General features: G+C 46.4%; 15 protein-coding genes. 1 reads left to right on the forward strand and 14 read right to left on the reverse strand.

The genetic code is table 11. From position 1 onward, the window contains the following. Positions 1 to 73: 73 nt before the first annotated feature. The 7 genes from AC0VYG_RS00780 to AC0VYG_RS00810 form a co-directional block, all read right to left on the reverse strand. Positions 74 to 3,709, reverse strand: coding sequence for a PAS domain-containing hybrid sensor histidine kinase/response regulator (locus AC0VYG_RS00780; protein WP_475430460.1), 3,636 nt, complete (start codon positions 3,707 to 3,709; stop codon positions 74 to 76). Next, on the reverse strand, positions 3,699 to 4,955 hold the full coding sequence (locus tag AC0VYG_RS00785) for an ABC transporter substrate-binding protein (RefSeq protein ID WP_475430461.1): 1,257 nt from the start codon (positions 4,953 to 4,955) through the stop codon (positions 3,699 to 3,701). The genes AC0VYG_RS00780 and AC0VYG_RS00785 overlap by 11 nt, the downstream gene beginning before the upstream one ends. Continuing rightward, entirely contained in the window at positions 4,948 to 6,132 is a 1,185-nt protein-coding gene (locus AC0VYG_RS00790) for a PAS domain-containing protein (protein ID WP_475430462.1), read from the reverse strand. Before AC0VYG_RS00790 ends, AC0VYG_RS00785 begins: the two co-directional genes overlap by 8 nt. Positions 6,133 to 6,354: 222 nt before the next feature. Beyond that, on the reverse strand, positions 6,355 to 7,290 hold the full coding sequence (locus tag AC0VYG_RS00795) for a 5-oxoprolinase subunit C family protein (protein WP_475430463.1): 936 nt from the start codon (positions 7,288 to 7,290) through the stop codon (positions 6,355 to 6,357). Next, positions 7,280 to 7,984 carry a 5-oxoprolinase subunit PxpB gene (pxpB, locus tag AC0VYG_RS00800; protein WP_475430464.1) on the reverse strand — a complete coding sequence of 235 codons (705 nt, stop codon included), beginning with the start codon at positions 7,982 to 7,984 and terminating at the stop codon, positions 7,280 to 7,282. The genes AC0VYG_RS00795 and pxpB overlap by 11 nt, the downstream gene beginning before the upstream one ends. 11 nt (positions 7,985 to 7,995) lie before the next feature. Further along, complete coding sequence (locus AC0VYG_RS00805; RefSeq protein WP_475430465.1) at positions 7,996 to 8,775, reverse strand: 5-oxoprolinase subunit PxpA; 780 nt, start codon at positions 8,773 to 8,775, stop codon at positions 7,996 to 7,998. A 40-nt stretch (positions 8,776 to 8,815) separates the two neighbouring features. After that, the gene (locus AC0VYG_RS00810; RefSeq protein WP_475430466.1) at positions 8,816 to 9,616 is read right to left on the reverse strand and encodes a putative hydro-lyase; all 801 of its coding nucleotides are present in this window, start codon (positions 9,614 to 9,616) and stop codon (positions 8,816 to 8,818) included. Between the two features lie 370 nt (positions 9,617 to 9,986). Here AC0VYG_RS00810 and AC0VYG_RS00815 point away from each other — a divergent pair, with 370 nt between their 5' ends. Further along, positions 9,987 to 10,583: a DUF502 domain-containing protein gene (locus tag AC0VYG_RS00815; protein ID WP_475430467.1), complete on the forward strand. Its 597-nt coding sequence runs from the start codon at positions 9,987 to 9,989 to the stop codon at positions 10,581 to 10,583. 65 nt (positions 10,584 to 10,648) lie between these two features. Here the strand turns inward: AC0VYG_RS00815 and AC0VYG_RS00820 are convergent, their stop codons facing one another. The 7 genes from AC0VYG_RS00820 to AC0VYG_RS00850 all read right to left on the reverse strand — a co-directional run bounded on the left by AC0VYG_RS00820 (position 10,649) and on the right by AC0VYG_RS00850 (position 17,249). Further along, positions 10,649 to 11,779 (reverse strand): ABC transporter permease, encoded by a 1,131-nt coding sequence (locus tag AC0VYG_RS00820; protein ID WP_475430468.1) that lies wholly within the window; start codon positions 11,777 to 11,779, stop codon positions 10,649 to 10,651. Then, complete coding sequence (locus tag AC0VYG_RS00825; RefSeq protein WP_475430469.1) at positions 11,769 to 12,719, reverse strand: ABC transporter ATP-binding protein; 951 nt, start codon at positions 12,717 to 12,719, stop codon at positions 11,769 to 11,771. Before AC0VYG_RS00825 ends, AC0VYG_RS00820 begins: the two co-directional genes overlap by 11 nt. Further along, complete coding sequence (locus AC0VYG_RS00830; protein WP_475430470.1) at positions 12,716 to 13,666, reverse strand: HlyD family secretion protein; 951 nt, start codon at positions 13,664 to 13,666, stop codon at positions 12,716 to 12,718. The genes AC0VYG_RS00825 and AC0VYG_RS00830 overlap by 4 nt, the downstream gene beginning before the upstream one ends. Continuing rightward, complete coding sequence (locus AC0VYG_RS00835; protein ID WP_475430471.1) at positions 13,663 to 14,340, reverse strand: TetR/AcrR family transcriptional regulator; 678 nt, start codon at positions 14,338 to 14,340, stop codon at positions 13,663 to 13,665. The genes AC0VYG_RS00830 and AC0VYG_RS00835 overlap by 4 nt, the downstream gene beginning before the upstream one ends. A gap of 157 nt (positions 14,341 to 14,497) precedes the next feature. Further along, positions 14,498 to 15,358 (reverse strand): ABC transporter permease, encoded by an 861-nt coding sequence (locus AC0VYG_RS00840; RefSeq protein ID WP_475430472.1) that lies wholly within the window; start codon positions 15,356 to 15,358, stop codon positions 14,498 to 14,500. Then, entirely contained in the window at positions 15,336 to 16,184 is an 849-nt protein-coding gene (locus AC0VYG_RS00845) for an ABC transporter ATP-binding protein (RefSeq protein ID WP_475432568.1), read from the reverse strand. Before AC0VYG_RS00845 ends, AC0VYG_RS00840 begins: the two co-directional genes overlap by 23 nt. Before the next feature lie 72 nt (positions 16,185 to 16,256). After that, positions 16,257 to 17,249: an ABC transporter substrate-binding protein gene (locus tag AC0VYG_RS00850; RefSeq protein WP_199475585.1), complete on the reverse strand. Its 993-nt coding sequence runs from the start codon at positions 17,247 to 17,249 to the stop codon at positions 16,257 to 16,259. Between the last annotated feature and the right edge of the window lie 102 nt (positions 17,250 to 17,351).

A 17,351-nucleotide genomic window follows, 5' to 3' on the forward strand; every position in this document is an offset into this window, starting at 1 on the left:
GTGTTTTGTCATCCATCTTGTGATGGTGCTTTTTCATTCTTATTCGCCACCTTGTTTTGCTAAGAAAGGAACGCTAAGAGGTAGTGCGATTTTTTTGTCGCACAATGGCTGTAATAATACGCTGTAACTCTTCATCCAATGCGTTTAAAGCGGTGCTGTAGTCTCCTGCTTTAAAGGCTTTTTCCAACTCGGCGGCGCGATGCATGAGTTCTGTCATCCCGATGTTTCCCGCATTGCCTTTGAGGGTATGGGCCAGACGAGGGGCTTCTTCTGGATCATCGGATTGGATCGCCTGATGAAATTGATCGACGAAGTCTCTCTGCTTATCGTGGAAGCGAAATAACAGGCGCCATAAGAAGGCTTCATCATTTTGTGTAATGCTGAGCGCGACATTGAGGTCAATGCCTTCTAGGTCATGGAGGTCGGGTTGTTCCTCTGAACTTGGCGGTGCCTGCTTGTTGGCTTGCTCTGTGTTGAGTGAGGTAGGTGGCTGTTCGATGGCGTTGTTTGGCTCTGACTGTTTCACTCTAGGTGTAATCCATTTCCTTAGTGTAAAGAACATGTTGTCGACTTGAATGGGCTTCGATATATGATCGTTCATGCCGCATTCTAAGACTTTTTCTTTGTCGCCTGTGAGAGCGTTTGCTGTCATGGAGATAATGGGTAAGTCTTGGTATTCAGGCATTTGTCGAATCAGTCTAGTGGCCGTATAGCCGTCCATAACGGGCATTTGGCAGTCCATCAAAATGCCGTCATAGTCATTATGTTGGAGCTTGTCGATCGCTTCTTGTCCATTGCTCGCTGTGTCAACGGTTAGGCCATTTTGAGTGAGTAGCTCCGTGGCAATTTCACTATTAAAAGCATTATCTTCGACGAGCAGAATATGCGCGCCGATTAATGACGTGCGATGTTGGCTGGCGCTTATGGATTGAGACTGGATTGGACGCTGTTTTAGGTCTAACGCTTGCTGTAGGGCTTCATACAAAGTGGATGGGGTAACGGGTTTAGTTAGGTAACCACTGATATTGACGTCTTGACTGGCGTTTCTGGCCTCTTCTAGTCCATAGGCGGTAACAATCAGAATTTTCGGAGAGTGGGCGCTAGATTCTGCGTAGTATTGCAATGCACGGCATACTTCTATGCCATCCATTTCTGGCATTTTCCAATCCATTAGAATCACCGTAAACGGGGCGTTTTCTGGGGCGTTTTGGATTAACGTAAGCGCTTCTTGCCCTGATTTTGCCAAGGTTGAGCTGAGGCCAAAACTGTTCGCAAGATTTTGTAATATGTCTCGTGCTGTGTCGTTATCATCGACAATGAGAATTTTATGCTGGTTTGGTAACTGATAGTCAGGAGAGAGTGTCGTACCGAGGTCAAAAGGGAGTGTAAAATGAAATTGGCTGCCCACATTTGGACTACTTTCCACCCAAATATCCCCTTTCATGACTTGTACCAGTTGTTTGCAAATGGCTAATCCAAGGCCAGTTCCGCCAAATCGTCGGGTGGTGGAACTGTCTGCTTGTGAGAAGGATTGGAACAGTCGCTGACACTGCTCTGGGGTCATACCAATGCCCGTGTCCTTGACGCTAAAATGCAGAATGACTTGATTTTTATTTTGCTTAAATAAGGCGATATCGATGATGATTTCCCCTTTTTCCGTGAACTTAATCGCATTATTGCCCAAGTTTAATAAAATTTGCCGCAGCCGTGTTGGGTCCCCGACTAAGTCTGATGGCAGCTCGGGTGGTATATTAAAAAGCAGTTCCAGTGATTTTTCTTCTGCTTTCAAAGACAAAATGTTGGCCACATCTTTGAAGACATTCTCTAGGTTAAAGAGCGTTTCTTCGATTTCTAACTTACCCGCTTCTATTTTAGAAAAGTCGAGAATATCATTAATAATGCCCAGCAAAGATTCCGCCGACGTGCTGACCTTTTCGATATAGTTTCGCTGCTTGTCATTTAAATCGGTGAGTAAGGCCAGGTGGGACATACCGATAATGGCATTCATCGGAGTGCGTATTTCATGGCTCATATTCGCTAAAAAGTCACTCTTCGCCAAGCTGGCTTTTTCTGCTATGTTTTTTGCTACTTCTAACTCTTTGGTACGGTTTTGTACCTCGCTTTCTAACTCTTCTTGGTGGGCCTTTAGCATGTCTTCTGCCGCTTTTCGTTGGCTGATGTCGTGCCAGCTACAAAGCACAGCAGGGGTATTGGAAAGAACGATAGCCGCCATGATGACTTCCGCATCAATGGTGCTGCCTTCTTTGTCTTGGAAGGTCCACTCGAAGCGATGAAACCCTTCGTCTTGAACCGTATTGATGAGGTGTTCAAATTTGCTATTCGACGACGTGCCGTCATGTTGAAATAGTGGGCTGAGATCTTCTATCGGCATGTTTTTCAGATCGTCTATCGATGCGTATTTAAGTTGATTGCAAGCCGCTTGGTTTGATTCCACGACTTTGCGTTCACTGAGTATCCACACAGGGTCTGGAGAGAGTTCAAACATGGATCGGAAGCGATGCTCGCTTTCGGCGAGCGTAGCAAACTGTTTAGACATGCGTCTGGAAATCAAAATGGAAATAATCAGCAGCAGCACAATGCTGAATAGTGCTCCTTTAAACATGGTATTAGCTAGGGCTTTTAAGCGTTGTTGCACGGCGTGGTTAACGAGTTTCGATTGTGTCTGAACTTCTGCTCCGATCTCATCGAGGTAGTGGGGTAACGTATGAAACGCTTGGTTATATTGAGTTATCAGCACTTTACGCTGGGCCTCTAACTGTAATTCCTGATAGCGTTTGAGGTATAGGCTGGTACCATTGGAAATAATAATATTACGCTTTTTGATAACTTGATAATTGTTTCCAAACAGTGTCTTGAAAAGTTTCTCTTGTAGCTGTGATGTTTGCTGATAATAAATGGGGTAGTTCTCTTTGAGCAACATATTGAGCTGAGATAGATGGTTCAAAGCGGGAAGTATTCGATTATTTTTGATGTCATCTAACGTATCCAGATTCGAATCAAGCATTAATTGATTGATGACCAATCTTAGCTCGGCAATTCTAGCTTGTGCCATATACAAACCGCTGCTCAAGATTTCCTTATGATGTTCCATATGGTCAATGGCAATTTGTGCTTTTTCTGCCCTTGTTGCGTGGTTATATTTGTATACATACATGGCTTCATGTAAGCGATTTTCCCCATATATTTTCTGAAATAGTAATCCTAAGTTATGCAGATAAGTCTCGGTATGCTCCAGTAAGTGAAGCTGTTGATAGTCGTCTACAAAAGCGGTTTTTTTCATTTTCCATGTTTGTATATCAAAAGTGATGTTTTGAATCTTCTGTGTTACTTCATCAATGTCGGTCAATACTTTAACGAGTTTGGGGTGGTCTTTTGCAACGTTATTTAAAATATCCAGCGCTCGGTTAATGCGGTTTAATATGGCTGCGTTGGGAGATTGATAGGGGCTATCGCTATCCAGCATATTATTTAAAACGGCTTGTTGTTGCGGAAACAGTTCCCGTAACTCCGTTGTGGCGAAGAGTAGGTTTTCTTGTATGGTCGTGATTTTTCGCTGGCTTGCTCTTAACTCTGTCACACTATTATATAAAACGACAGCGGCCATTAACGTCGTAACAAGCGCGACACTGGCAAGCAGCCAAACTAAAAAGTTAACGCCACGTTTTCTAGAGAAAAAGTCACTTTTCATTATTTGGACCTGCTGACAAGAGTTGACCCATGTGTTCGAATTCAATGGGAATATATTGCCCATTTTTTAAATAAGTAAGCCAAATGCTGTGACTCGCTTGGTGATGGGTTGCATCTAATCGCAGTGGAGCGCCTAGTCCCAAATCAAACTCTCCGAGACCTTCTAGGGCATCAATGAGGTTGTCTTGATCAATATAGGGTTGTTTTTCCAAGGCCTTAATAAGAATACGAGTACTGATATAAGACTCAAACATCAGAGCCGAAGGGGTAAAAGAGTCTTGTTTACTTTTAGGTAACGTGGCTAAGAAGGACTTTGTGTCGGCCAAAAACTCTTGAACAATCGGTAAATCAGTTTGCTCCAAAGGAGGAACAACGCGAGTTATGAAGACTCGCGCATCACTATCTTGGAGTAAATCGGCAAAGGTGCTTGTGCCAACAAAAGAGACACCGATAAACACGGGATCTAGACCATAGTGTCGAACCAGACGGACGAATTTTGCAGCGGGTTTGCCACTGGCAATAAGAAAAATATATTTTGGCGTTGGCGTGACCATCAGTAAGTCCGCAACCGCACTTTCCACTAAGGCGGCATCTCGGTCGTAACTGACTTTTAGGTATTGTGGGTCGGGTTCATGAAGGTGTTGTTGTAATAAATGATCCAGCCAATTGGCGCCACCGTATCCGATGGTGTTGCCTTGAGAGAAAAGGACTAAATCTTGTGATGAAAAAGGCGTGGCTGCCATTAATGCATTGAAAACCTGTATGACTTCTTCTTCATAGCTACTGCGATAATTAATGATATAGCGAAAGCTCGGGTCCTCGACTGGTGGCCTTAAAAAATTGGAGCCACTAATAGGCGCGTATAGCAGGATTCTTTCTTGTTGGGCAATCTTGGAACTGACGACAGCGGTGGGGGTGCCAACATTATTGATCATCCCGATGATATGATCTTTTTCGATCATTTCGCGAATATTTTTCGCCGTTTTTTGGGGGTCATAGGCGTCGTCTTTATGGATGATATCGAGGGGGATATGGTACTGATTTTGATAACGCTGTAGTCCTATTCTTATACCCGTTTGGACCTCTTGCCCCATATTGCCATTGAGCCCTGAGAACGGCATGCTTGAGCCCAGTGTGGGCCCCGCGAAAACCGGTGACGTGACGCCAAAGACCGTACTCATCATCAGCCAACAGGGAGCTTTCCGGAAGAGCAAGACAAAGATAATCAATCCTCTAATGTCACTCATTTGTCTGATCCTTTTTGAAGTAATACTCTAACAAGCCAATCAATTCTCCTTGTTCGTTATAGAGTGGAACCTTGCTAATAGTTCGAGTGCCTGAATGACCGTTTGGAAACATAAACTGTTCTTCCATATCGATTTGTTTATAGCCTGTGTTTAACACAGAGCTATTATCAGCGTTATATAGCTTTTGCTGTTCAATTGGAATGAAACTTTCTCCTTTTGTACCAATAACGAGGGATTCGTCCTCAATTCCCATGTCCGCTAAATAAGCCGTGTTGGTGCCGCGAATGATTAAGTCTGGATCGCGCCAAGCAATACGATAAGGCAAGGCATTCATCACACTTTTTAGCATTTGGATATCTTTTTGGTGTTGCGACAATTCGGCCGTTTCTTGGTCACGGAGGCGTTGTTTGAGTTGTTCATAATCCGTATGTATTTTTTGGATAAGGGTCTGGTTCGCCTGGTTTTCTTTTATAGCTTGATGACCCATTTTCCAGACTCGATACACTTGATAAACCAGTTCATCGTATTCGTCTTTGGCTGAGGTATTATTGAGTTGATTTTTGAATGGTGAGTTGTGTGTGATGCTTTCTTCTGTGATCTTGTCAAAGATGCGGGTGAGATGTCGAATACGTTTTGTCGTGAGCAGATGGGATAAAATGATCAGACAAGTGGCGATAATCACACTGATGCTTAGATAAAAAGCAAAATAATGAAAGAACAGCGGGATGTTTGTTTGAGTCCCTTGGCTTAGGTCCGTGTAGAGAGTCAAAACTCCTAATTTAGGTAGGTTTTTTGCGTCGTTGTAGAATAAAACTTTAGAAACAGATGAGGCTTCCATATCAAGCGGTTGAGTGCCGAAACGCAATTCACCACCATCTTCTGTTGTCAGAATCGCAATAGCCACACTATCAAAATGCGTTACGGCTTTCATTTGATTATTGGCGAGTTGAGTGTCCATATTCCACAGACTTTCTGTAATCATGGGCGAGAATAATTCGATGGCTTTATGGAGATTGGCAAAGGCGGTTTGCCGATACTTAGCTTGCTCAAGCTTGTATTCCCCCAGCGCCATCACAATGGAAAACACCAGACAGATAATCGCACTCCAACCAATCAGTCGAATGGTGATGAGTTTCCCCCATTGTGCTTTTGTCTTGGTTGCTGCTCTTGTTTTCATAGGCCTTCTGTATTGTTACGCAAACAAAAGTCATCGATTTGATCGTTTGCTGTTCACTCACCTCTTTCTTTCAGTCTAGTAATCTCTGAGAGAAATGCATGAGTATTTTGGTGACAATATGTCGTCAGGCGTTAATAAATAAAGTGGGCAGGACGCAGGATAGCAAAGCTCGTTCTCTCTTATATTAGGAAGAACAAGCCTTGTCATCTGTGTGTCGAATGGTTAGCGGTTGGTTGAAAATAGCTGTTTGATGCGGTCGAGTTGTTGAAGGCGGTCGGTTGTTGCTTGGGAAATCGATGTATTTACAAAATGAACTACATCCCCCGGCTTACGTTGTGCCAACAGATCGCCTCCGGCACGTGTCACACAGCCTATTTTGGGATAACCGCCAATGGTTTGTCGGTCATTGAGCAGAACGATGGGTTGACCATCTTGTGGAATTTGAATGGCACCGTAGGCTATGCCTTCTGAGGTAATTCCGCGGATGTCTTTGCCAATCGGCGTGCCTTCCATGCGATAGCCCATGCGATCACAGTGGTTGGAGACGCGGTAGCGGCTTGAAAAGAAGGTCTCATGATCGGTGGTAGAAAAATCCGCTGATTGATAACTCAAAATAACGGGGATGTCCTGTTGACTATAATCGGGAATATGGTGTCGCGGTACGCGCATTTGTCGATGTTCGTTGCTGCTTTCATAAGCAATGGAATCACCTACTTCTATCTTCGCTCCGTTACCATGAAGGCCGCCAAGCTGCTCGCGTACTACCGTCGAGGTGCTACCTAGGGTGGGTTGACAGAGAAAGCCGCCTTTTACCGACAAATAGGCACGCAACCCCCAAACGGGCTGATGAAAGCTTAAAATATCCCCTTCTTTGATCGCGTAGGTTTGCCAAGGTAAAATGGATTGCCCGTTTAGGGTGGCACCAAGGTCCGCTCCAGTGAGGGCGATACTAGTTGGTGCTTGGGCTTCTAGCGAGAATAAACCAAAGGTGATTTCAATTTGCGAGGCGTTTTCATCATTATTGAGTAACGCATTGCCCCAGCGAAACGCCATTTCGTCCATTGGGCCGCCTGTGGTTAACCCCGCCGCTTGGTAACCAAAACGGCCTAAGTCTTGAACCAATGCCAGCATGACGCTTTTTTTAATATTAAAAGCCATCTAACTTGCCTCCTTGCGCTAAAAACGCTTCTCGTGAAATCGCTTCGAAGCGGACCGAATCTCCGGTAGCGATGAGGCCTAAATGTTCACTGTTCCAATCCACAAGTTCCATCGGCGTGCGACCAATGATTTGCCAGCCACCCGGGGTCACACTTGGGTAGACGGCCGTTTGGTTTTCTGCAATGGCAACACTGCCTTTGGGCACTTGGTGTCTTGGTGTGCGTTTGCGTGGAATATGAAGTTCATCAGGCGTGCTGCCTAAAAAGGAAAAACCAGGTGTAAAGCCAATGGTATAGGCTCGATAGAGGATTGCGCTGTGACGCTGAATCACCTCTTCTGGTGTCATCTGGCAATGCTTGGCGACCTCCTGTAGGTCGGGGCCAACATCATCGCCGTAATACACAGGGATCACGACGGTCTTGCGTTGATCCAAGGGGAGCGCCGCTTGCTCCGTTGACGCGTTAAGGATATTTTCGATTTCGTTTATCAGTTTGTGTTGTTGTTCTGCCTGTGTTTTGAGGGTTAGCAAAATCGTTGTATAAGATGGGATCAAATCCTGTATATCATGGAGGCGTTTTAACTGACGTGTTGTCCAAAGGATTTGATCCGCCGTTTGTTCATTGATGTGGTTTCCAAAACGCAATAAATAGGCTTCTTCGTTCACCTGTTCAATTGTGGGTTTAGGGGACGTCATGCATGGCTCGCTTAGGCTTTGTTTAGCTTGCTATTGTAGTTGCTTTGGTTAGAGCGGTTAAACTCGTCCACAATGGTACGTAACTTGGTGACGGCTTCCACGGCATGAACGCCATCACCATGAACGCAAATTGTGTCAGCATAAATAGCTAAGGTTTTTCCTGATCCTGAGGTCACCGTACCAGATTCACATAATTGTTTCACTTGCGCTTCGATCAAATCGAAACTGGCGTGCACAGCGTTTGGCTCTTTGCGAGGCGTGAGTCGTCCTTCATCGGTATAGAGTCGATCGGCAAAGGCTTCAAACCAAACGGTGAGACCATACCGTTTTGCCATGGCTTTGATCTGCGGCGCTTCTGGTACTGCACCGACCATTAAGGGCAGAGTGGCATCCAGCTCACTGACGGCGGCCATGACGGTTTCCAAAATGGCGTCGTCTGCCATCATTTGGTTGTACATCGCACCGTGAGGCTTCACATAGTCCACCTGAGTGTTTTGGCTTTCGCAAATCGCCTTTAACGCACCTATTTGATACTGAATGAGTGCTTTTAATTCCGTCGGCAAAATGTCCATGTTACGGCGACCAAAGCCAACCAAGTCGGGGTAGCCTGGGTGGGCACCGATAGTAACGTTATGCTGTTTTGCCAAGGCCACGGTTTTGGACATAGTGAGAGGATCGGACGCATGAAAGCCACAGGCGACATTCGCCTGATCAACATGAGGCATGATCTGATCGTCCAAACCCATTTTCCAAGAGCCAAAGGCTTCACCCATATCGCAATTTAATTTCATGTTAAATACCTTTTATCCTTCTCAATATAGATGTCTGATATTAAATGATAGCGAGATCCATATCCAATAGATCGGTAACAAGCATTTTTCCCGATGCGTTCGTAATGTAAATAGGCGGCCTTGCATTTTGCACGGCTATTTGTGGAGTGATGCCACAAGCCCAAAATATGGGCACCTCGCCTTCTTTAATGCTCACCGCGTCGCCAAAGTCAGGCTGTGCCAAATTGTCAATACCAATATCACTTGGTGTGCCAAAGTGCAAAGGAGCGCCGTGTGCTTTGGGAAATCGTGAGGTGATCTGAATGGCTCGAATGGCATCTTTTGGGGTATAAGGACGCATCGTGACGACGGTATTGCCAAAAAAACGTCCAACAGGGACCGTTGCAATATTGGTTTCATACATGGGGACATTGACCTGCTCTTCTATGTTACGTGGGGTTAGCCCCGCTTGAGATAGCGCGTTTTCGAAGGAAAAAGAGCTGCCTAGAATAAAGGTGACAAAATCGTCCTGCCAGAGGTCGGCAATGTCTGTGCAACTGTTGACTTTTTTACCATGACGATAGATGCAATATTCAGGAATGTCGTAGCGCAGATCGATATCGCTTCCCAACTCAGGCAAACGAAAGTCGCCTACTTTTGAGACGCCAATTAACGGACAAGATGTTGGGTTTTTTTGACAATATAGGAGAAACTCATTTGCCCAATCGGCTGGTAAAATAACCACTTTACCTTGCATTGCCCCTGTTGCTAATCCGCTGGTCGGGCCGTTGTACTGTGCACTTCTGATGGCTCTTCTTAGCTCATGGGTTTGTTTTAGTAAAAGTGGCGAGCTCTGTCTCATGGCGTCGAGTCCTTAACTGTGCCTTGATTGGCGTCCTTTATAGATTAGAGCGTCCTTTGGAACAAGGTCTAATCTTGTTTTTTTGAGATGGTTGGCAACATTTTTATCTAGAACCGAGTGTCTACCGCTTTGCGAAAATTTCCCAAGGTGGCGACCCAGACAAAGGTTTCTAAACGTTTGTGGTTCAACGTATTACTCCTCGTGAGAAATGAAGACGCCGCTTAATAAAATAACGCCTTGCTAATAATATAGTGGAAAAGCGTATAAAGACTCATAATGATCCGCAATATTTTTGTCAAAGGCACCACTGAGTCGTTGGTGGCGTTCAAGGCTTAAGGTATGCTGTTTGCTTCTTAGAATAGGTAACAAAATGAATAGAGTGCTTTCTTTCTTACTAAAGGGGCTGGTGGCGGTTTTACCCCTTGGCCTGACGGTTTATCTGATTTACTGGTTATTGGCGGCAGGAGAATCCTTAGCCAAGCCCATTGTCCTTTGGCTGTTACCTCACAATATCTACTTTCCGGGGTTGGGGTTAGCGTTCTCGCTTGGCATGCTGATTTTAGTGGGCTTTCTAGTCAATCTTTATGGCATTCGTTATTTGGTCACACTGAGTCAGAATATTTTTGAGCGCATTCCTTTGGTGAAATCCATTTATGGCGCGTTTAAAGACATGATGATGGTGTTCAATCTGTCTGAAAAGAAAGAGATGAAAAGCGTGGTGTCGTTGGAATGGAATGGCGCACAAGTCATTGGGTTTATCACGGGGGAAAAAACCGGAGAGCGTTTGTTTGGTGACCAAGACTTAGTGGGAGTGTATGTGCCCTTGAGCTATCAAATCGGCGGCATTACGTTATATATTTCAAGAGACCGTTTAACCGAGCTGGATATCGGCGTGGAAGAAGCCATGCGTCTGGCGCTCACGGCGGGCATCCAAGCCGATACTCGTAACAAAGACAGCAAAAGCTAAGCCATACGGTGCTCACATCGTCTGTTGTGATTGAGGACCTCTCACCATGTGCGCCCTTCCAATGGTTATTCCAGTTTCTTTTTAAAGCGCAAGGACGCCACGATCAGTCCACCAACCGCAAATAAGCCGAGCCACAGGGCATCTTTTCCTAACAGGACAATATTGGCGTCGCGTAGGACGATGGCGCGAATCATGCGCATAAAATGCGTGACAGGCAGGGCTTCCGCGATCCATTGGGCAGGCACTGGCATGGCATCATAAGGAAACATAAAGCCAGATAACAAAATCGATGGTAGTAAGATAAAGATGGTCAATTGCATGGCTTGTAATTGTGTTTTGACGATCGTGGAAATCACTAAGCCAAGGGTTAAACTGGCAAAAATAAAGAGAATGGCCCCACTTAGTAGTGACAATAATCCGCCTTGTATCGGTACAGAAAAGACCCAATGGCCCATGGATAAAATAATGGCGACTTGGACCAGCCCAACGAGAATATACGGGGCAATCTTGCCAATCATCAGCTCCATGGGGCTCACTGGTGTGGTAATCAAGAATTCCATATTGCCCTGTTCGTGCTCGCGAACAATGGCCGCTGAGGTGAAGAGAATCATCGTCATGGTCAGAATCACCGCCACTAACCCCGGCACAATATTCACCACCGTCCGCTGTTCTGGGTTGTAATACTGCACGATCGCAAAGCTGGCAGTTGGTCTGACAGTATTATGATCCGCGACCTCATTGAGTGGCATGTCCCTCAGGGCGCGAATGGCTGAGGCGATAACCGTATCCGATCCGTCGACGACCCATTGCCCAACGGGGCGAGTCAGTGGGGAGTCTGTTTGTTTGGCATCATATCTGGGGTGACCAAACAGTCGGCGAGTCATATCCGGGGGCAAATAGAGAAAGGCTTTAATGTTTCCCCTTGTTAAAGCGGTTTCAGCGTCCTTGATGGATCGGTAGCGAGCGACAAAATTGACCGATTGAGTGGCGGTTACTGCCTGCTCAAGGGCGCGACTTTCTGCCGTTTGGCTAAGGTCTACCAAGCCTACGGGAATATGTCTGGCGTCGGTATTGATGGCGTAACCGAACAACATCAGCTGCACCAGTGGGATCATCACGATCATACCGAACGTCATTCTATCCCGTGACAGCTGTTTTAGCTCTTTGATAAATACCGCCAATATTCTAACCCACATGACGACCTCCGGTGCTAGTGACAAACACATCTTCAAGGCTGGGGCGCGTCAGGGCGATCTCTCTGTCAGCGCTAAACTGTTGGATAAAAGCCAGAGGGTCTGTCACGTCCTTTTTGACCAATATTCGTAAATTGGAGCCGATTTGCGCGGCAGAGAGGATTTGTTTCTGCTCTGTAAGGCGCTGTTTTAACTGACGTAATTGATCCCCTCTGATTTCTACAACCACCGCTGGCATGGTGTCCATGAGCATTTGCGGTGAACCATCTGCGCGTTTGTGGCCTTGCTCCATAATCGCGAGGGCGTGGCAGCGTTCGGCCTCATCCATATAATGGGTGGACACCAAAATAGTGGTACCAGCGGAGGATAAATCGAACAAACGCTCCCAGAATTCGCGACGGTTTTCAGGGTCAACGGCTGACGTGGGCTCATCGAGAAACAATAACTCGGGGGAATGTAAGGTAGCGCAAGCTAATGCCAGCCGTTGCTTCTGCCCACCACTCATGGAGCCGGCAAACTGTTTGGCTTGTTGTTCAAGGTCGTAAAGGGTAAGGAGCTCTTCAATACGGGCTTTTTTGCGTCGCCCTGAAAAGCCATAGATGGCGCCGACAAAGTTGAGGTTCTCTCGCACGGTGAGATTATCGTACAAGGAAAATTTTTGTGTCATGTAACCAATACGGTTTTTAAGTGACTCTTCATGGCCAGCTAACGGTGCCCCTAAGATGCTCACTTCGCCTTCGCTGGGCACAAGCAGCCCGGTTAATAAGCGAATCGTGGTGGATTTACCGCAGCCATTGGGGCCTAAAAAGCCATAGATGCAGCCCTTAGGAATTGCTAAATCCAATTGGTTGACGGCAATGCTGTTTCCAAAGCGTTTAGTAAGCCCTTTGCTTTCTATGGCGTAGGTCATTTCAGGTGGCTGATTGGGTGTCGCGCGGTTCATGGCAAGTGCACCTCCACTCCTAGCCCGGTTGGGAGCGCCTTGGCATGCTCAAGATCAATGTCAGTAAGGTACATCAAACGGGCTCTGTCCCGTTCGTTTAACGCATAGAAGGGCGTGTAGGCAGGTTGCGAGCGGATATTACGTACGACACCTTGTATGGGCTTGTTGATGCCATCAGCAAAGACGGCAATTTTATCGCCTACATGAACCTGGGTGCGCACTGTTGCAGGTAAGTAGATTCGGGCATAAGGATGGCCGGTTTTGATCAGATTCACCAGCTGAGTCCCCGCGATGACATAATCGCCGGTGTGCCAAGGCAATGTGTCGATCACCCCATCGCTTGGGGCTGTGATGGTTAACTTATCCCGTGCTCTTTCTTGCCAGACTAATGCCGCTTGGGCGGCTTTTACCTGATCTTGGGCTTGTAAGATGTCTTCTTTTCGCGCACCGTTTTTCAATTCTAGCCATTGATCGTAAGCCTTTTTTGTCTCCGCCTTGGTCCGGTCTCTGTTGGCTTTGGCGCTATCCAAGGCGGCTTTGCCAATGACCTTGGTTTTATACAGTTTGGCGTTACGCTGGTAGGTCAGCTCTGCTTCTCTACTGGCCGCTTGTGCGGATTGCAATGTGGCAAAAGCCGCGTTTAATTGTTCGGGTCTGGTTCCTGCAATGAGTTTGTTAAGGGCGGCGTTGGCCTGCGCCAGTTCGGCTTGACGTTGGCGAACCAATGCATCGGCTTGACGAGTATCCAATTGCAGTAGACGGTCGCCTTTATGTACCACTTGGCCTTCGTGGACATAGACCGAGGTGATTTGTTCGGAGGCGGTTGCCGATAAGCGAATTTGGTCTCGCTCAACGGTTCCCATGGCTCGTGGTCCTTCGTCTGATTGGCAGGCGCTGACGCTAACAAGCAGGATCAGCGATAGAACAATGGTGAGTAGCGGTTTCATGGCTCCCTCCGGTCATTGTTGTCATTAGGGGATTGGTTGGAAAAGGTGAAAAGCCCTTCTTCGAGGAGAGTCTGGTTGTGTTCCGCTAGGGCCATTAGCCAGTCTTCGTTGACTTCCACACCCAGTTTATTCTGTATGTATTTAGGGGCGAGTATGGGGAACACCATCAGGCTAATAAAACTCAGACGAATCCAATCGGGATTAAGATTGGGGTTAATTTGGTTATGTTGGGTAAATGCTTTGATCCAGTTTTCTGAACGCTTAATGATGTTGTCCACTGAGGCGGATAAAATAGCAAAGGCTTCAGGGCTGTCTTGTTGATTAAGAACCTGTTGAATAAGCTTTGGCAACATGGGCGTCGCAGCAATCATTCGATAATAGGCCTGCATTAAACGCAGCGGATTGAGGGGGACTTGAGGATCAATGGTGGTTTGAAACTGGGCGATAACGGGGGCCAGTGTTTCTTGTACCGTGGCCTCAAAAAGACCTGCCTTTGAGCCAAAATAATAGCGAATCATGGCGGCATCGACTCCGGCGACTTGGGCGATTTTCCGTATCGATACCTTTTCAAAGCCTTCTTGGGCAAAGCTCTGTCTTGCCGCGTCGATCAAGCTTTGACGCGCCGACTCCTGATTCGTCTCAATGCGTTTAGGACGACCTTTTCGCGTTGCCATATGAGGCTCCTTTATTAATTCATCCATTGATGAATATAAGCCATTTCAGCGTCAGGCGTTATGCACATAATTCCTCATATCTTGACCTAGTGAGGAATTTAGACAGAAAAAAGCCCACTTATGTGGGCCAAAATGGTAACCAGTGTTCGGTTGAGTATTACTTTTTCTTTGGCAAGCTCCACGGAAACAGCCAAGCTTGAATCCAGTGTACGGATTTAAACAACAGCAGACTGATGGCTGAGAGAAAGACTAACCCCGCGAAGGCTTGAGGGATTTTAAAGAACGAAGTCGAAAACTGAATGAAATACCCTAATCCTTGTTCAGCCGCGACAAATTCTGCCACCACCGCTCCAATGATGGCCAAGGTGATAGAGACTCGCAAACCGCTAAAAATATGCGGAATGGCATAAGGAATGCGAATTTGCCAAGTCTCACGATAACGGGGGGCTCGTAATGATTGGCTGAGTTCGATCAGTTCTTGCGGTGTTTCCAACATGCCAGTTGTGGTGGAAACCACCAGAGGGAAAAAGGTAATCAAACAGGTAATTAGGACGCGAGACGCATCACCTGTCCCCATTAGGACGATAATCAAGGGGGCAACGGCCACCACAGGGGTGGACTGAATGACCACCAGAACAGGGTAAATGGTACGGTTAAGCAACTCTGAGCGGATTAAGGCAATGGATAAAGGAATACTGATCAGAATGGAGACAATAAAGCCCAATAGCGCAACGCGCAGCGTGGCCCATAGGTGAACCATCCAGCGGGAGAAGCTGACATTAAAAAACGCATTTATGATGGATGAAGGAGACGGCAGAATATAAGTGGGGACATGGCCCAGTCGGCAGATGGACTCCCAGAGGATCAAAAGGCTGATGAAAAAAAGCCAAGGGGCAAAGCGATAACCCTGCTTTTTAAACCACTGTTTCACTCCGCTGGCGGTGCTGGCCGTCGTCTTTGAGTTATGGGACTGTTGCGGCGCACGAAGAGCCGCTTTAGGCGCGGGAGTGTGGTTCATAAATATGTCCTCGAATGGTCTCGGTAAGTTCGCAGAAACGCGTAGAGTTCATGTCTTTTGCGGTGCGTGGTCTGGGTAGGTTAACGTCGATCAGGTCCAAGACCGTGCCAGGTCGCTTGCTCATCACCAAGATACGGTCAGCGAGTAATACTGCTTCGCTAATAGAATGGGTAATAAACAGCACGGTTTTGGGGTGATCACGCCAAATGTCTAGTAGATCAAAGCCAATCTGTTCCCTTGTTAAGGCATCAAGGGCGGAAAAGGGTTCATCCATTAGTAGAATATCTGGGTTTAGTAATAGGGCGCGCACGATACCAACACGTTGTTGCATACCACCTGAAAGCTCATCAGGCATTTTGTCTGCGAAGCTGGCTAACCCGGTCATGGTGAGTAATTCATCGGCACGCTTTTTATCCTCAAGGCTCACATGACCATACTTGTGCTTCAGTGGGAACAACACGTTTTTTTTGACCGTAAGCCAGGGGAGTAAATTGGGTTTTTGGAACACAATACCCACGTCATCCCTTGGTTCAGTGACGGGTTTATTAAAGACGGAAACCTCACCATGACTGGGAATCAGTAAGCCTGCCACCATGCGCAGTAGCGTCGATTTACCGCAGCCAGATGGGCCAACCACAGCGACAAATTCATGACGATAAATATCGAGGTTGATATGTTGCACAGCCATTGGGCCGTCAGGAGTTGGATCGTAGCGGTGGCCTACGTCTTCCATTCGGACATAGGCGTTTGGTGGCGTCTCTTTTTGAGTCACTTGGTCGCTGTTATGTGCGACGTTCTCAATAGAAGGGGTTGAAAAAGCATTCATCACGTTCACTGTTATCTTCCTTAAACTCGCCCAAAAAATCGTTTTTGCTGAGAAACGCTATGCTAAGCCGTTTTAATTTGGCGTTGGCATAAACGCTTTATTTACTATTTTTTCAGGATTAAGGGAGTCTGGTGATAAGTCGTTGGCTTTGGCGACGTATTGCCATGTAGTGGTAAGGCGTTTTGCGGTTAACACACCAAATCCATCGCTTTGCGATATCTTGTTGTAGACCAAATCATAAATAGAATGGATTTGCGCGGCAGCAATCTTAGGGTCGACCTCAGGCACGATATCATGTAGATCCTCCCCTGCTTTTTCAGGATGTGCATAGGTATATACAACCGCTTTTTCAAAGGCTTTGATAAAACGCTTAGCTACTTCAGGACGTTCTGACAAAAAGCGATCTGAGGCGATAATAGAGGAACTATAAAGAGACAATCCGCCTTCTGACCAAGGTAGTACGGTAATGGTTTTTCCTGCTTGGGCTGCTTGTGCTTTATACAGAGCGGTATTGGTCACCCAAGCAATAATTGCCTGGGTATTTCCCGTCATTAACATTGGCCCCAATGCACCAGGGTCGGCTTTAATGAGAGTAATATCCTTGTCCGATAGGCCATTTTGTTTGAGTACTAGTGGTAAAAAGGCATTAGAGGAGGTAAAAGGCGAAGTGGCCACTTTCTTACCTGCCAGATCTTTAATGTTATGGATACCGCTGTTTGATAACACAAAAAAGGCATGAGGAGCTTGGGTGAAGTAGGCGGCTACCGCACTCACTGGCACATCATCTTGTGCTTTGGCAGCCATGAGTGCACCAATGTCGGCCATGCCAATATCAGCCTGCCCTGTGGCTATTTTGGTAATGGCATCGGTTGAGCCTCGTCCTGTGGCGACTTTGACATCTAAATTTTCTGCGCGAAAAAAACCTTCTTGAATACCGACATAGACAGGCGCTTTATCGCCACCAGGGAGCCAATCTAATTGAAAAGTAACATGGTCGGCCGCCATGGCGGCAGTACAACTTCCTATTGCGATAGCAATAATTGATGAACGAACAAAATTCAACATGCGTTTTTCTCCATTAGCTTGTGTTGGCGCTGAGAGTGATCCTATTTATATTTTTAAGACTGAGATAAATGTTTCATATTCGTATCTTTGGTAACAAATGTA

The organism is Marinomonas sp. 63XJN7_7_ISO-PGPR-S23-202 (assembly GCF_056173505.1).

What these genes read in the sequence shown, in the direction of transcription:
- AC0VYG_RS00780 (WP_475430460.1), bottom strand. Translation starts at nt 3,709, where the DNA reads ATGAAAAGTGACTTTTTCTCTAGAAAACGTGGCGTTAACTTTTTAGTT.
- AC0VYG_RS00785 (WP_475430461.1), bottom strand. Translation starts at nt 4,955, where the DNA reads ATGAGTGACATTAGAGGATTGATTATCTTTGTCTTGCTCTTCCGGAAA.
- AC0VYG_RS00790 (WP_475430462.1), bottom strand. Translation starts at nt 6,132, where the DNA reads ATGAAAACAAGAGCAGCAACCAAGACAAAAGCACAATGGGGGAAACTC.
- AC0VYG_RS00795 (WP_475430463.1), bottom strand. Translation starts at nt 7,290, where the DNA reads ATGGCTTTTAATATTAAAAAAAGCGTCATGCTGGCATTGGTTCAAGAC.
- pxpB (WP_475430464.1), bottom strand. Translation starts at nt 7,984, where the DNA reads ATGACGTCCCCTAAACCCACAATTGAACAGGTGAACGAAGAAGCCTAT.
- AC0VYG_RS00805 (WP_475430465.1), bottom strand. Translation starts at nt 8,775, where the DNA reads ATGAAATTAAATTGCGATATGGGTGAAGCCTTTGGCTCTTGGAAAATG.
- AC0VYG_RS00810 (WP_475430466.1), bottom strand. Translation starts at nt 9,616, where the DNA reads ATGAGACAGAGCTCGCCACTTTTACTAAAACAAACCCATGAGCTAAGA.
- AC0VYG_RS00815 (WP_475430467.1), top strand. Translation starts at nt 9,987, where the DNA reads ATGAATAGAGTGCTTTCTTTCTTACTAAAGGGGCTGGTGGCGGTTTTA.
- AC0VYG_RS00820 (WP_475430468.1), bottom strand. Translation starts at nt 11,779, where the DNA reads ATGTGGGTTAGAATATTGGCGGTATTTATCAAAGAGCTAAAACAGCTG.
- AC0VYG_RS00825 (WP_475430469.1), bottom strand. Translation starts at nt 12,719, where the DNA reads ATGAACCGCGCGACACCCAATCAGCCACCTGAAATGACCTACGCCATA.
- AC0VYG_RS00830 (WP_475430470.1), bottom strand. Translation starts at nt 13,666, where the DNA reads ATGAAACCGCTACTCACCATTGTTCTATCGCTGATCCTGCTTGTTAGC.
- AC0VYG_RS00835 (WP_475430471.1), bottom strand. Translation starts at nt 14,340, where the DNA reads ATGGCAACGCGAAAAGGTCGTCCTAAACGCATTGAGACGAATCAGGAG.
- AC0VYG_RS00840 (WP_475430472.1), bottom strand. Translation starts at nt 15,358, where the DNA reads ATGAACCACACTCCCGCGCCTAAAGCGGCTCTTCGTGCGCCGCAACAG.
- AC0VYG_RS00845 (WP_475432568.1), bottom strand. Translation starts at nt 16,184, where the DNA reads ATGAATGCTTTTTCAACCCCTTCTATTGAGAACGTCGCACATAACAGC.
- AC0VYG_RS00850 (WP_199475585.1), bottom strand. Translation starts at nt 17,249, where the DNA reads ATGTTGAATTTTGTTCGTTCATCAATTATTGCTATCGCAATAGGAAGT.